The organism is Neobacillus niacini (genome assembly GCF_048572935.1).
GTDB classification, from domain to species: Bacteria; Bacillota; Bacilli; order Bacillales; family Cytobacillaceae; genus Neobacillus; species Neobacillus niacini.
Window position 1 is genome coordinate 946984 of the sequence record NZ_CP183883.1, and the last position, 13061, is coordinate 960044.

A 13061-nucleotide genomic window follows, 5' to 3' on the forward strand; every position below is an offset into this window, starting at 1 on the left:
GTATTTTGATAATTTTCAATTTTTAATCTTTAATTATCTCCATATAGTTAGTATGATGAATACGTCTACGAAGAATAAGGAGGAAAAAAACATGAATCAAGGCTTTAACTTTTATGAAATGTGGAAGGATTATTATTCACAAACCAGTAAATTGTTTGATGAAAAAATCAGCAAGGATTTCCCCTCTGAAGGGATGGGACAAGTTTTGGAGATGAATCTCCAATTTAAAAAAATGATTGATGAGTCAACATTGAAGTACCTAGAGTTTATGAACATACCCACTCGTAATGACATTGCTAACCTTTCATCTTTGATTGTGAATGTGGATGCAAAGGTTGATGATCTAGAAGAAAGATTAGAAGAGAAGTTAGATAATGAAGCCATTCAGGGTTCCTTTAGTAAGGAATTGTCGAATTTAAAAAAAGACATGAAGAATTTAGATAATAAGTTAAATCAAATTCTTATCTTATTAAAATCAAAAGAAGAAACAAAGTAGAATTACGCTATTCATTTACATGGAAAAAAGAAATCTAATCGATAAATAGAAAGGGTGGGCAAAATGGCAGATTTAAGAGATAAAGTAGCGATCGTAACAGGAGGCAGCAGGGGAATCGGTGCAGCGATTGCATTGGAACTGGCGAAAAATGGTGCAAAGGTTGTCATCAATTATAATATCCGTAAAGAGTTAGCGGATAAAGTTGTCGCTGAAATAAATGAATTTGGCGGAGAGGCCTATGCGGTTCAAGCGGATGTTTCCGAAAGCAATGAAGCTTCATACCTTGTACATGAAACGATTAAGCATTATGGCAAGTTAGATATTTTAATTAATAATGCAGGGATTACAAGGGACAGCACGTTTAAAAAGTTGAATGAAGAAGACTGGAGAAAAGTAATTGATGTAAATCTAAACAGTGTTTACAACAATACATCCGCAGCATTACCTTATCTTCTTGAATCAGATGCTGGCCGCATTATTAACATCTCATCCATTATTGGGCAAGCTGGAGGGTTTGGACAAACCAACTATGCTGCAGCAAAAGCAGGATTAATCGGGTACACAAAATCCCTTGCTCTTGAACTTGCTAAAAGTAATGTAACTGTTAATGCTATTTGCCCCGGATTTATTGGAACGGAAATGGTGCAAGCGATTCCTGAAAAAGTGCTTGCAGGAATTGTCGAAAAAGTTCCTCAAAAGCGCCTAGGTAAACCGGAAGAAATTGCTCGTGGGGTTGTTTTCCTATGTAAAGATGGTGACTATATAACTGGACAACAGTTAAATATTAACGGTGGTCTCTACATGTAAGTGTCATGAAGGGAAAATTTTTTAATATGTTAATAGAGTAATTAAATGATGTAAGGAGTGAACTGTCATTAGCGTTCTTATGCCAACAAATTGGAATGAGTTGATCGAATTTACACCGCAACAATATAAAGAGATGTTTCAACGTGCATTAAGGGCAAATCAAGTGTTAACGACCGATGCCCAGCCGGAGGTAGCACCTACACCGAAAGAACTTATTTGGACTAGAAATAAAACCAAGCTTTATCGGTATATATCGGAAAGCCCAAAAAAACATAAAATTCCTCTTCTTTTGGTTTATGCCCTAATTAATAAACCATATGTATTAGATTTAACAAAAGGCGGCAGTTTAGTAGAATATTTGGTTAATCGCGGGTTTGATGTCTATCTACTTGACTGGGGTGAACCGGGTTATGAAGATCGAAATATGAAGCTAGATGATTACATTATGGATTATATACCACGTGCAGTTCGTAAGGTACTGAGAAAGTCCAATGTGGATGAAGTCTCAATCCTTGGATACTGTATGGGGGGGACAATGACGTCTATATTTGCAGCTCTGCACCCAGAGTTGCCAATCCGCAATCTTATTTTTATGACGAGCCCTTTTGATTTTGAAAATACAGGGTCTTATGGTGCCATGTTAGATGAACGCTATTTTAACATTGATAAAGTAGTAGATACATTAGGTGTGATTCCGCCTGAAATGATTGACTTTGGAAACAAAATGATTAATCCGATGGCAACGAACTTTGGCCCATTTATTAGTCTTTATGAACGTGCCGATAATGAGAAATTTATAATGAGCTTTAAATTACTACAAAAATGGCTTAACGATGGCATTCAATTTCCAGGTGAAGCCTATCGTCAGTGGATTAGAGACTTTTATCAAAATAACAAATTGATAAAAGGAGAAATGGTGATTCGCGGGAAAAAGGTAAACCTTGAAAATATTAAGGCAAATGTCCTTAATTTAGCAGGTAAAAATGATCTTATCGCCCAGCCGCACCAAGTAGAAGCATTGATGAATGCCATTTCCAGCGATGATAAACAATATAAATGTTTACCAGTCGGGCATACATCCATAACATTTGGCAGCCAAGCTGTAAAAATAACCTATCCAACGATTGCAGACTGGTTAGAAGAACGGTCTAACTAATAAATTGCGGTAAATGAGCAGTGTCCCAGGATGTCCTTGGGGCACTCCTTTTATTTCCTTATTATAATAACAAGATAGAAATAGTGGTAAAGATAATTATATTAAATTTTCAGAAAGTAGACAAGAGTAATGATGAAAAATGTTTTTTTTTCTAGGCTCTGTTACAACCTAATGTTGATTTCATTGTGTTTGGAAAATAAGCGGAGAATTTCCATTTAAATTGGGAAATACCCATATTTCCTTAAAAATAAGCGGAGTTTTTCCACTTATTGCCTCCAAATCCTTGGAATTAGTCTTATTTAAAGCAATTAACCGGAGTATCTCCGCTATATCTGCTTCTAAAGGCTCCTCTATATAGAATATCCGGAAATTCTCCGCCTATGAATTTTCAACCCACGAAAATCAACAATGAATAATAACAGAGCCTTTTTCTAAAATGTTACGAACAAAGATCTTTGTTCGACGCCATGAGAGGAGAAGGTCACTTTCTTCCTTGTTATTGCATGGATTCTACTAACTCTTCGATCTTATCTGATATCAGCGGATAAAAAAAAGTCTTCGCGCTTGCGGTGGAATTGCCGCCAAAAAATCCAGTACCTGGACAGGATTTTACATTATAATTTGCTGTTGCATCTAGTACTCGTTCTTTCGTTTTTATATGCCACCAATGGTGGTAGGTGATACTGTCGATGGACGGTGTTAAACCAAATTTAATACAAAGCAATGCATTGATATAGACAATCGTATCCTGCTGTGCCTTTGTCATCACATCATGTCCTATATCAAAGTTTCCTACATGTTCGATAGCAATCCCCACAGAATTAGCTTTTGGACCAATAGTACCATCAGGAATCATGTTTAGCGGTCTCGAAACTGCCACTTTTCCATCAGGAAATGTTGTGATATTTTGGGCAATGTTTTTCCAACCCATTGTTTTCTTATGGTGATTCTCCATCCCTATCAACATTTGAAAATGGTTAGAACCATTGAAATGTTGATAGGAAGGCAGCCAAGTATGATGCTGCTGGATTAAACGGATCTCTCTGTTAACTTGAGTGTTAAAAAGCCAATCTTTAAATTCCTCTTTTGTCATAAGGATATGCTGACCTTGCATGTTCATTTTTTTAGGAGTTACTTTTAGTAGCTGCCCTGAATAAAGTTGCTCGGAGGTTAGTCCATTTATTGCTTTGATTGCCTCAACCGAGGAATGAAAAGAAGAGGAAATATCTAATAATGTATCCCCTGCCTTCACTTCATATATTATCGGTACCCATAACTTTTGCCCTGCAATCAAAACATCAGATTGCAAGCCATTGGCTGCTTTTAATTCTTCTATTGAAATACTATATTTGTCCGCAATATCAGGGAGGCTGTCCCCTGCTTTTACCACATGAATATGATTAGGATGAACGCTGACTGCTTGGGCAGGAGAAACAACTAGGAATAACATACTGGAAATGATTCCAAAAACAAGTACAAGTCTCTTCCTCATTTTTATTACCCCTTTATTACTTTTATGTATAGTGTGCAGAACAGCAATGAGAATATGCTACTTTTAATAGCTGAGATTTAAAAAGTCAGATATTTATTTATAATTGCCAACACTTGGCTTCTGTCGAACGTTATCTAGATGAGAACGAAATAAAGTAGGTAGCTATTACGTGAAAGAAGGAGGAATAAACAATGACCTTAACGATCTTCTTTTTCACCATCAGCATAAATAAACATGAGCCCACTCTTGAGGAGGCGATTCATAGCGAAGCGGTTAAAGATCGTATACAAGAGAGTAAGGATCGTTATCTTCAAATTATGGGAAGGTATTAAGTGGTGGCCTAAAAAATCGAAAGAGACCGTTACATTTGTCCGGTCTCTTTCGGTGCGTATCTAAACTTGAAATTCACTCATGAGCGCATGAGTATTATTTTCGCTATCCTTAAAAAATGCCATCCAGGTTTCAGTTTGTCCCATTTTTGCAATGAGATGTGGTTCGTCAATAAAGAGCACCTGTTTGCTAAGCAAATCCTCGTATGTCTCTTTAATATTTTCAACTTGAAAGTATATGACGGAGCTTGACGAAAATTCTTCGGTCTCAGGGACACTTAATAGAAGACGAATACCATTACAATTAAAAAATGCTAATCCGTTTGACGTAAATAATAGCGGCAGCCCAATCTTCTCTTTATAAAAATTTACTGCTCGGTCTAAATCTGTTACTGGAACCGCAATTTGTCCAACCTTTTCAATCTGACCTTTCCCCATTGCGCATTTCTCCCTTAGAAAAGATATACTTAATTTTCCGACAAGTTAAGTATAACCATATTTTACATCGTATAGTAAAGGACTAGTAAAATGATGAGAAGGACAAGCATGGAAGACGTTTGAAATTTAAGACGTTGATAGAGAGAAGCGTTAAACTTTTCTGACGGCAGTGGTTTATTACGCCAATCTTCTAAATAATCATTTCGTTTAAACATGAGTGTGTTAAATCTTCTAAAACCAAAAGTAACACCATCAAAAAAACCGCCTTTAGCCGTGTACATAAATAAAAAGACAATAAGATAAAAAAAGCTAAGATAGAAAACAGCATTAATAAAGTTCAGGAGATTATAGTCTTTTGAAAAAATAAAAAAGATTAAAAGGGTAATGAAAAGATTGAGTATAAAAAAATTCCATTTCTTTTTTAACATTTACTTTCACCTAATCTTTATAATATTATTTTACACATGTAATAAAGAATACAGGTATTTTAACCTAATACGCATAGAAAGTATACTTTAGCTGTTTTCTTCGTTTTTCGAAGAAAACGCATTCCAATTTTAGAATAATTTTTTTTATGGTGAATTAATGAAGAAGTATTGGTGTATCAACTGTAATGTTATTGTAATCTATAATGATATAATAATTTTTTGACTCTTTAATATATTTAGTCTTTACAAGAGTAGTGGAAAAATAGTATGATTTCTTTAGCTTCTTTTTTAAGAGCGAATTGACAGAAAAATAAAACAATAGGAGGTCATTTTTTTATGAAGAAAAAGTATGCATGGCTTTTAGCTCTAAGCCTTGTACTTAGCATGTTCTTAGCAGCATGTTCAGGCAACAAGGAAAAAACTGCTGACGATGATAAGAAACCAGCAGAAGATGCTCCAAAAGTAGAACAAACATTACACTTTATTAATGGTGACACTATTCCATCTATGGACCCTGGTATGGTAACAGATGAATACGGTATCCAATTCACGGCTGCTATTATGGAAGGTTTATACCGTCTTGATGAAAAAGGCCAGCCAACTGAAGGTATTGCTACTAAGCACGAAGTAAGTGAAGACGGTAAGACTTGGACTTTCACTTTACGTGAAGATGCAAAATGGGAAAATGGTGACCCTGTAACAGCTAACGACTTCGTATTTGCTTGGCGTCGTGCAGTAGACCCAAATCAAGGATCTGAATATGGTCCATACATGATGGGCGGCGTTATCAAAAACGCAAATGCTGTTAACAAAGGTGAAGTTCCTGTAGATCAATTAGGTGTTAAAGCTGATGGCGACTACAAACTAGTTGTTGAGCTTGAAAACCCAACTCCATATTTTGAATCATTAACAACTTTCCCAACTTTCTTCCCATTAAATGAGAAGTTTGTTACGGAAAAAGGCGACACATATGCAACTAGCGCTGATACATTATTATCTAACGGACCATTCAAGTTCTCTAACTGGACTAGTACTGCTCAACAGTGGGAATTAGTTAAGAACCCTACTTACTGGGATGCAAAAACTGTTAAGTTAGAAAAAATGACTTATGTAGTAGTTAAAGAAGCTCAAACAGCTGTTGACTTATATGAAAAAGGTGAAGTTGACCGTGCTGGTTTATCCTCTGACCTAGTTGACCAATACTCAACTCATGATGATTACACAGTAGAACCAGATAATTCTGTATTCTATATTAAGATGAACCAAACTAGAAACCCAGCTCTTAAGAACGTAAACGTACGTAATGCAATTGCTAGAGCATTTGATAAGCAAGCACTAGTAGATGAAATCTTAAACAACGGTTCTATCGTTGCGAATGGTTTAGTGCCAAAAGATTTCGTTCCAACTCCAGATGGTAAAGACTTCCGCGAAGTTAGTGGAGATCTTATGAAATTTGATAAAGCAGAAGCAAAGAAATACTGGGATAAAGCTTTAGCTGAACTAGGAACTGATACAGTAGAAATCGAATTCCTTGGCGGCGACAACGAAGTTTCTAAAATGATGAACCAATATCTTGCAAACCAATTATCAACTAACCTGCCTGGTTTAAAAGTTACTTTAAAAGAAGTACCATTTGAACAACGTCTAGAATTAGACACAGCTATGGATTATGACATGCAGTTTGCTGGATGGGGACCTGACTTCCTTGATCCATATACCTTCATGAATCTTTGGTTAACTGGTGGAGGAAACAACCAAATGGGCTACTCTAACCCAGAATATGATAAGCTAATTAATGAAACTGCAACAACTTTAGCTTTAGATCCAGAAAAGCGTTTTGAAAACTTCTTAAAAGCAGAAAAAATCTTATTTGAAGATGCAGCAATTGCTCCTGTATATCAAAGAGCTGGTGCTCTATTAGTTTCTCCGAAAGTTCAAGGTGTGTTTACAAACCAATTCGGAGCAACTTACGAATACAAATGGGCTAGCGTAGGTGCTGAAGAATAATAATCAGTAAAAAAATAGTTTAGGTTTTACTATAAAAATTGAAGGGAGTGTATGCATTTTATGCATATACTCTCTTTCGGCTTCTGAACATGAATATTCCGATTATAACAAAAATTTATAATCGAATCGATATAACATATAATAAAGAGAAATTTAGGAGGTGCAAACATGACTCGATATTTACTCCGTCGCGTATGGTATATGTTAATAACATTATTTATTATTGCGACTTTCTCGTTCTTCCTTATGAAAATATTGCCAGGTAGCCCTCTGCAGGCAGAAGATAAATTAAGTGAAGAACAAAAGGCGATTATTTTAGAAAAATATGGATTAAATGAACCTATTCCCGTTCAATATGCAAAATATCTTGGCGGACTTGTGAAAGGTGATTTGGGAGTTTCATTTAAATTTGATAATACACCTGTTACGACTATCTTAATCGATAGAATCGGGCCATCTGCACTATTGGGCTTTCAAGCATTGGTGGTAGGCTCTATTTTAGGAATAATCCTTGGATTATTAGCCTCTATATTCAGAAATAGTCCGATTGACTTTTCGTCTACTATTATTGCGGTAATAGGGACGTCGATACCTTCGTTTGTATTTGCAGGATTACTACAATATGTATTTGCTGTAAAATTAGGCTGGTTCCCTGTGGCTCTATGGGGCACATCTGCCCATACCATTTTGCCAACGATCGCTTTGGCTATTCATCCGATGGCAACAGCTGCACGTTTTACAAGAACTGAAATGGTAGAAGTGTTACATTCCAATTACATCATTACCGCTCGTGCGAAAGGTGTTTCTGAAACTGGAATTATTTTAAAGCATGGTTTACGTAATGCACTCATTCCGTTAATTACAGTATTGGGTCCAATGGCAGTTGGTTTGATGACGGGTTCAATGGTTATTGAACAAATTTTTGCGATTCCTGGTATTGGTGAGCAATTCGTTACTTCTGTTATGGTAAATGATTACCCAACGATTATGGGTACAACTTTATTATTTGCCTTTGGCTTTATTGTAATTATCTTAATCATTGACCTCCTTTACGGATTGATTGATCCTAGAATAAGACTTGCAGGAGGTAAATAAGTAAATGGATAAAAATAACCTAAATAATATACCAAAAGATTTATTTGTGCCTCTTGTACGTAAAGAGGATACGAGCGATAGAATTTCAACTCCTAGCAGAACGTTTTTTCAAGATGCAAAAAGAACACTTTTCAATAATAAACCTGCTGTTTTTAGTATGATTCTGATCCTGTTTATTATTATCATGAGTATTGTTGGTCCTTGGATGAACAGTTTTGGTTCGGATGAACAGGATTTAAAAAGGGCAAAAATGCCTCCGCGTGTACCAGTTTTAGAGAATGTCTCTTGGCTTGGTATGGACGGTACATTATCTGGAACCTTCCAAGGTAAAGATGTTCAGCAGGCTACTGCTAAAGCGAATGCAAGATTTGATAGGAAAGAAGAGTTTATTGATATTAAAGTCATTAATAAAGGTGACGGCACTAGAAATTCTGCCGAAGTAAAAGCAACCTATCATATTTATGAAGCGAAAGATATGAAAGACACATATTTTTGGTTTGGCAGTGATGCCTTAGGGCGTGACCAATGGACAAGGCTTTGGGAAGGTACACGGGTTTCTTTAATCATCGCTTTTGTTGCCGCAGTGCTTGACCTTGTTATTGGAGTCGCTTATGGCGGGATTTCCGGATTTTATGGCGGAAGAGTCGACAATGTCATGCAGCGTATTGCTGAAATCTTAGTTGGTATTCCTAACCTAGTTATTATCCTGTTGATGATGCTCGTTCTTAAGCCAGGTATCATATCGATTGTTATTGCTTTATCGATCACTGGCTGGATTGGTATGTCACGGATTGTCCGTGGTGAAGTATTAAAGCTGAAAAACCAAGAGTTTGTCCTAGCTTCAAGAACATTAGGTACATCTAATGGGACGATCATTAGAAAACATTTGGTTCCAAATATCAGTGGTATTATCATTATTAACACGATGTTCTCAGTTCCAGGAGCGATCTTTTTTGAGGCATTCCTAAGCTTTATTGGACTAGGTATTGTTCCTCCAGATGCTTCACTTGGATCTTTAATTGACCTTGGGTTTGATAACCTCAGACTTTATCCTTACATGCTTGTGTTCCCGGCAATTGTAATTTCTGTACTTATGATTGCATTTAATATTGTTGGTGATGGCTTGAGAGATGCATTTGATCCGAAAATGCATAAATAGAAAGGTAGGTGTTTAATAAATGAGTAAATTATTAGAAGTCAAAGATTTAAAAGTATCATTTAACACCTACAATGGTGAAGTGCATGCTGTTCGAGGTGTTACCTTTGATTTAAATAAGGGTGAAACATTGGCAATAGTAGGTGAGTCTGGGTCTGGAAAATCAGTAACCTCTAATGCAATTATGCGACTCCTTCCTGAGCCGCATGGTTTTATTAAAGAAGGTCAAATCCTGCTTGAAGGTGTAGACCTTGCCAAAAAAACAAGCAAGGAAATGCAAAAAATTCGCGGGAAAGATATTTCGATGGTTTTCCAAGATCCAATGTCGTCTCTAAATCCGACAATGAAAATTGGAAATCAGATCATGGAAGGTCTGATTAAACACCAAAATATGAACAAACAAGAAGCTAGAAAAACAGCTCTTGAGCTTCTAACGCTTGTAGGTATTCCAAGACCGGATGTACGTATTAATCAATATCCGCACCAATTCTCTGGCGGTATGCGTCAGCGTGTGGTTGTAGCGATTGCATTGGCATGTAATCCAAAAATTTTAATTGCAGATGAACCAACTACTGCACTTGACGTAACGATTCAAGCTCAAATCTTAGAGTTGATGAAGAGCATTCAACAAAAAACGGATAGTGCGATTATCTTTATTACCCATGACCTTGGTGTTGTAGCAAACGTTGCTGACCGTGTTGCGGTAATGTATGCAGGAAAAATCGTAGAAATTGGGACAGTAGATGATATTTTCTACAACCCTAAGCACCCATATACATGGGGATTGATAGGCTCCATGCCTACATTGGATAGCAGCGACGAAGAGTTATTTGCTATTCCTGGAAGCCCGCCTAACATGCTGACTCCTCCTGTTGGGGACGCGTTTGCAGCTAGAAATCAATTTGCTTTAGAAATTGATACAGTTATGGAACCGCCAATGTTTAAGGTTTCAGACACACATTATGCAGCTACTTGGCTGCTGCACCCAGATGCGCCTAAAATTGAGCCGCCTGATGCTGTTAAGCACAGGATGCAAGGATTTGCTCAAACAGGCACTAAAGGCGGTGGAAAATAGTGACAAGAGAAAAGTTGCTTGAAGTAAAAAACCTACAGAAACATTTTGCTGTAGGAAAAAAGAATACGATCAAGGCTGTTGATGGTGTTAGCTTTGATGTATACAAAGGTGAAACCTTTGGTCTAGTTGGGGAGTCCGGTTGTGGAAAGTCCACAACAGGCAGAACGATCATTCGACTATACGATGCAACAGGCGGCGAGGTTAAATTTGCTGGTGAAGATGTTCACGGTAAAAAAAATAAGTCCCAACTGCTTAAATTTAATCGTAAAATGCAGATGATTTTCCAAGATCCGTCTTCTTCTTTAAATCCTAGAATGACGGTATTGGATATCATTGCCGAGGGCCTAGACGTTCATAAATTAGTAAAGAATGATGCAGAACGTAAAGCGAAGGTTGAAGAATTACTAGAAGCTGTTGGTCTAAATAGAGAGCATGCTACTCGTTTTCCACATGAGTTTAGCGGCGGGCAAAGACAGAGAATCGGTATTGCGAGAGCGCTAGCCGTTGATCCTGAATTTATCATTGCCGATGAGCCTATCTCTGCATTGGATGTGTCTATTCAAGCACAGGTAGTCAACCTGCTTAAGAAGCTTCAAAAAGAACGTGGATTAACGTACTTGTTTATTGCTCATGACCTTTCAATGGTTAAGTATATTTCAGACCGAATCGGCGTTATGTATATGGGGAACTTAGTTGAATTAGCGGAAAGTGATGAATTATATAACAATCCAATTCATCCTTATACAAAATCTTTGTTATCTGCTATTCCTCTTCCAGATCCAAGATATGAGCGCACACGTAAACGTATCAGCTATGACCCGACTGTACATGATACGGATGGCGAGTTTGAGCTTAGAGAAGTTACACCAGGCCACTTTGTTCGTTGTACGGCAAAGGAATTTGAAAGATACCAAAATGAGCAAAAAAATAAATAAGTAACATTTAAAAGAGTGTTGACGAATCTAACGGGTTTCGTTAACAACAAATAAATATAATCAAAAGACCTCCAAATTGTATGTTTGGGGGTCTATTTTTGTTGATCTAAAGGGTATTTATGTTTTGCTCTGGTTATAATTAAATATTGATTCATTGCTAATGAAAAATAAACGGAGGAATTCCGGCTAAATTGGGAAATACCCATATTTCCTTAATAATAAGAGGAGTTTTTCCGCTTATATGGTTAAAACCTTTGGATTCTGTCTTATTTAAAGCAGTTAACCGGAAAATCTCCGCTTATATCCGTACTTTAGGCACCCTAGCATACATTAGCAGGAATATCTCCGCCTATTAATTCTTATACCAACACAAGTATCAATACAGAGAGAACTGAAATGTTTAATATTCCAAATATCAACACTCATGCTTATGACTAAAAATGGGTCATTTCAACACTAGCATTTTTCTCTTTTAAAACTTTATATAACATTTCAATGTGATCGTTATTTTTTGTTTCAACAGAAATTTCTAAGCCTGCATAGCCAGGGTAAATATCCTTGCCCATGCGGTTGAGATTAACGGATTGAATATTCGCATCTAGATCAGTTAGAGAGGTTAACACTTTTTGAAGTTCACCTGGTTTATCCTTTAAGGTGATTGTAAAGGTGGCAAATCGTCCCGACTCAACCAAACCGCGTTCAATGATTCTTGATATAAAATTCATATCAACATTTCCCCCGCTTAAAACAGCCACTACCTTCTTTTCTTTCAAATTTACCTTTTCATATAAAAGTGATGATAATGAACAAGCACCAGAGCCTTCTACTAACAGCTTATTTCTCTCTAGAAGCATGAGCATCGTTCTTGCTATTTCCATTTCATCAACACAATAAATATCATCCACATATTTTTGTACGATTTCAAAAGGTCTCAAGCCAGGTTTTTTTACTGCTATACCATCTGCCATTGTTGGTGTGGAGTCTACCATTACAGGTTTATTTTCGATTAATGACTGTTTCATGCTTGGACATGCCTGCGTCTGAACGCCATAAACGGCTATATTTGGTTTTTTCTCCTTAACTGCCATTGCAACTCCTGCGATTAGCCCACCGCCTCCTACAGGGCAAATAATGGCTTCTAGGTCTGGGAGTTGGTCCAGTATCTCTAATCCTACTGTACCTTGTCCGGCAATAATGGCTTCATCGTCAAAGGCATGTATAAAGGTTGCATTCCTCTGCTCTTTAAGTTCCAAAGCATAGGCAAGTGCATCATCAAATGTAGCTCCTTCTAAAAGGACCTCTGCTCCATATTGTTTTGTTGCCAGCACCTTGCTTAGGGGTGCACCCTTAGGCATTACAATCGTACAATCTACACCAAGCATTTGGCTTGAATAGGCAACACCCTGTGCGTGGTTTCCTGCTGAGGCAGCTACGACACCTTTTTGCAGCTCTTCCTGCGAAAGAGAAATGAGTTTATTATAAGATCCTCTTGCTTTAAAGGACCCCGTTTTTTGGAGGTTTTCCAGTTTTAGATACACTTCATTATGTGCTAACTTACTAAAGGTTTTAGAGTAATCCAGAGGCGTTGTATGGACAATCCCCTTCATCTTCTCTCTAGCAATGATAATATCGTCTACATTCACATCT

13 protein-coding genes are annotated in these 13061 nt (G+C 37.0%); 9 read left to right on the forward strand and 4 right to left on the reverse strand.

What is annotated here, in order from left to right:
• Positions 1-91 precede the first annotated feature (91 nt).
• The 3 genes from ACN6MT_RS04520 (at position 92) to phaC (ending at position 2459) form a co-directional block, all read left to right on the forward strand.
• The gene (locus ACN6MT_RS04520; protein ID WP_063253998.1) at positions 92-496 is read left to right on the forward strand and encodes a hypothetical protein; all 405 of its coding nucleotides are present in this window, start codon (positions 92-94) and stop codon (positions 494-496) included.
• Positions 497-559: 63 nt separating this feature from the next.
• The gene (locus tag ACN6MT_RS04525) at positions 560-1303 is read left to right on the forward strand and encodes a 3-oxoacyl-ACP reductase (RefSeq protein ID WP_063254000.1); all 744 of its coding nucleotides are present in this window, start codon (positions 560-562) and stop codon (positions 1301-1303) included.
• 79 nt (positions 1304-1382) lie between these two features.
• Positions 1383-2459, forward strand: coding sequence for a class III poly(R)-hydroxyalkanoic acid synthase subunit PhaC (gene phaC, locus ACN6MT_RS04530; RefSeq protein ID WP_419954897.1), 1077 nt, complete (start codon positions 1383-1385; stop codon positions 2457-2459).
• Positions 2460-2955: 496 nt separating this feature from the next.
• Here phaC and ACN6MT_RS04535 read toward each other — a convergent pair whose 3' ends face one another.
• Positions 2956-3951 (reverse strand): LysM peptidoglycan-binding domain-containing protein, encoded by a 996-nt coding sequence (locus ACN6MT_RS04535; protein WP_419954898.1) that lies wholly within the window; start codon positions 3949-3951, stop codon positions 2956-2958.
• 191 nt (positions 3952-4142) lie between these two features.
• On the opposite strand from ACN6MT_RS04535, the gene ACN6MT_RS04540 reads away from it, so the two are divergent.
• Positions 4143-4283 carry a YrzI family small protein gene (locus tag ACN6MT_RS04540; RefSeq protein ID WP_082799562.1) on the forward strand — a complete coding sequence of 47 codons (141 nt, stop codon included), beginning with the start codon at positions 4143-4145 and terminating at the stop codon, positions 4281-4283.
• Positions 4284-4343: 60 nt separating this feature from the next.
• On the opposite strand, the gene ACN6MT_RS04545 is transcribed toward ACN6MT_RS04540, so the two are convergent.
• Together ACN6MT_RS04545 and ACN6MT_RS04550 are read right to left on the reverse strand one after the other, a co-directional pair.
• Positions 4344-4718 carry a VOC family protein gene (locus tag ACN6MT_RS04545; RefSeq protein ID WP_419954899.1) on the reverse strand — a complete coding sequence of 125 codons (375 nt, stop codon included), beginning with the start codon at positions 4716-4718 and terminating at the stop codon, positions 4344-4346.
• 62 nt (positions 4719-4780) lie between these two features.
• Complete coding sequence (locus ACN6MT_RS04550; protein WP_419954900.1) at positions 4781-5146, reverse strand: DUF3899 domain-containing protein; 366 nt, start codon at positions 5144-5146, stop codon at positions 4781-4783.
• Between the two features lie 336 nt (positions 5147-5482).
• Between ACN6MT_RS04550 and ACN6MT_RS04555 the strand changes: the two genes are divergently transcribed.
• The 5 genes from ACN6MT_RS04555 to ACN6MT_RS04575 all read left to right on the forward strand — a co-directional run bounded on the left by ACN6MT_RS04555 (position 5483) and on the right by ACN6MT_RS04575 (position 11414).
• A complete protein-coding gene (locus ACN6MT_RS04555) occupies positions 5483-7153 on the forward strand; it encodes a peptide ABC transporter substrate-binding protein (protein WP_419954901.1) in 1671 nt (556 codons plus the stop codon).
• Between the two features lie 168 nt (positions 7154-7321).
• Complete coding sequence (opp3b, locus tag ACN6MT_RS04560) at positions 7322-8248, forward strand: oligopeptide ABC transporter permease (protein ID WP_063254009.1); 927 nt, start codon at positions 7322-7324, stop codon at positions 8246-8248.
• A gap of 4 nt (positions 8249-8252) precedes the next feature.
• On the forward strand, positions 8253-9407 hold the full coding sequence (gene opp3C, locus ACN6MT_RS04565) for an oligopeptide ABC transporter permease (RefSeq protein ID WP_063254011.1): 1155 nt from the start codon (positions 8253-8255) through the stop codon (positions 9405-9407).
• 19 nt (positions 9408-9426) lie between these two features.
• Entirely contained in the window at positions 9427-10479 is a 1053-nt protein-coding gene (locus ACN6MT_RS04570) for an ABC transporter ATP-binding protein (RefSeq protein ID WP_419954902.1), read from the forward strand.
• Positions 10479-11414 (forward strand): ABC transporter ATP-binding protein, encoded by a 936-nt coding sequence (locus ACN6MT_RS04575; protein WP_419954903.1) that lies wholly within the window; start codon positions 10479-10481, stop codon positions 11412-11414. The genes ACN6MT_RS04570 and ACN6MT_RS04575 overlap by 1 nt, the downstream gene beginning before the upstream one ends.
• A 434-nt stretch (positions 11415-11848) precedes the next feature.
• Here the strand turns inward: ACN6MT_RS04575 and ilvA are convergent, their stop codons facing one another.
• Entirely contained in the window at positions 11849-13021 is a 1173-nt protein-coding gene (ilvA, locus tag ACN6MT_RS04580; protein WP_419956377.1) for a threonine ammonia-lyase, read from the reverse strand.
• Positions 13022-13061: the final 40 nt, after the last annotated feature.

Bases quoted from the DNA above. Each gene is read 5' to 3' on its own strand.
- ACN6MT_RS04525 (WP_063254000.1), top strand. From the start codon at position 560: ATGGCAGATTTAAGAGATAAAGTAGCGATCGTAACAGGAGGCAGCAGG.
- phaC (WP_419954897.1), top strand. From the start codon at position 1,383: ATGCCAACAAATTGGAATGAGTTGATCGAATTTACACCGCAACAATAT.
- ACN6MT_RS04550 (WP_419954900.1), bottom strand. From the start codon at position 5,146: ATGTTAAAAAAGAAATGGAATTTTTTTATACTCAATCTTTTCATTACC.
- opp3b (WP_063254009.1), top strand. From the start codon at position 7,322: ATGACTCGATATTTACTCCGTCGCGTATGGTATATGTTAATAACATTA.
- ACN6MT_RS04545 (WP_419954899.1), bottom strand. From the start codon at position 4,718: ATGGGGAAAGGTCAGATTGAAAAGGTTGGACAAATTGCGGTTCCAGTA.
- ACN6MT_RS04540 (WP_082799562.1), top strand. From the start codon at position 4,143: ATGACCTTAACGATCTTCTTTTTCACCATCAGCATAAATAAACATGAG.
- ACN6MT_RS04535 (WP_419954898.1), bottom strand. From the start codon at position 3,951: ATGAGGAAGAGACTTGTACTTGTTTTTGGAATCATTTCCAGTATGTTA.
- ACN6MT_RS04570 (WP_419954902.1), top strand. From the start codon at position 9,427: ATGAGTAAATTATTAGAAGTCAAAGATTTAAAAGTATCATTTAACACC.
- ilvA (WP_419956377.1), bottom strand. From the start codon at position 13,021: ATGAAGGGGATTGTCCATACAACGCCTCTGGATTACTCTAAAACCTTT.
- ACN6MT_RS04555 (WP_419954901.1), top strand. From the start codon at position 5,483: ATGAAGAAAAAGTATGCATGGCTTTTAGCTCTAAGCCTTGTACTTAGC.
- opp3C (WP_063254011.1), top strand. From the start codon at position 8,253: ATGGATAAAAATAACCTAAATAATATACCAAAAGATTTATTTGTGCCT.
- ACN6MT_RS04520 (WP_063253998.1), top strand. From the start codon at position 92: ATGAATCAAGGCTTTAACTTTTATGAAATGTGGAAGGATTATTATTCA.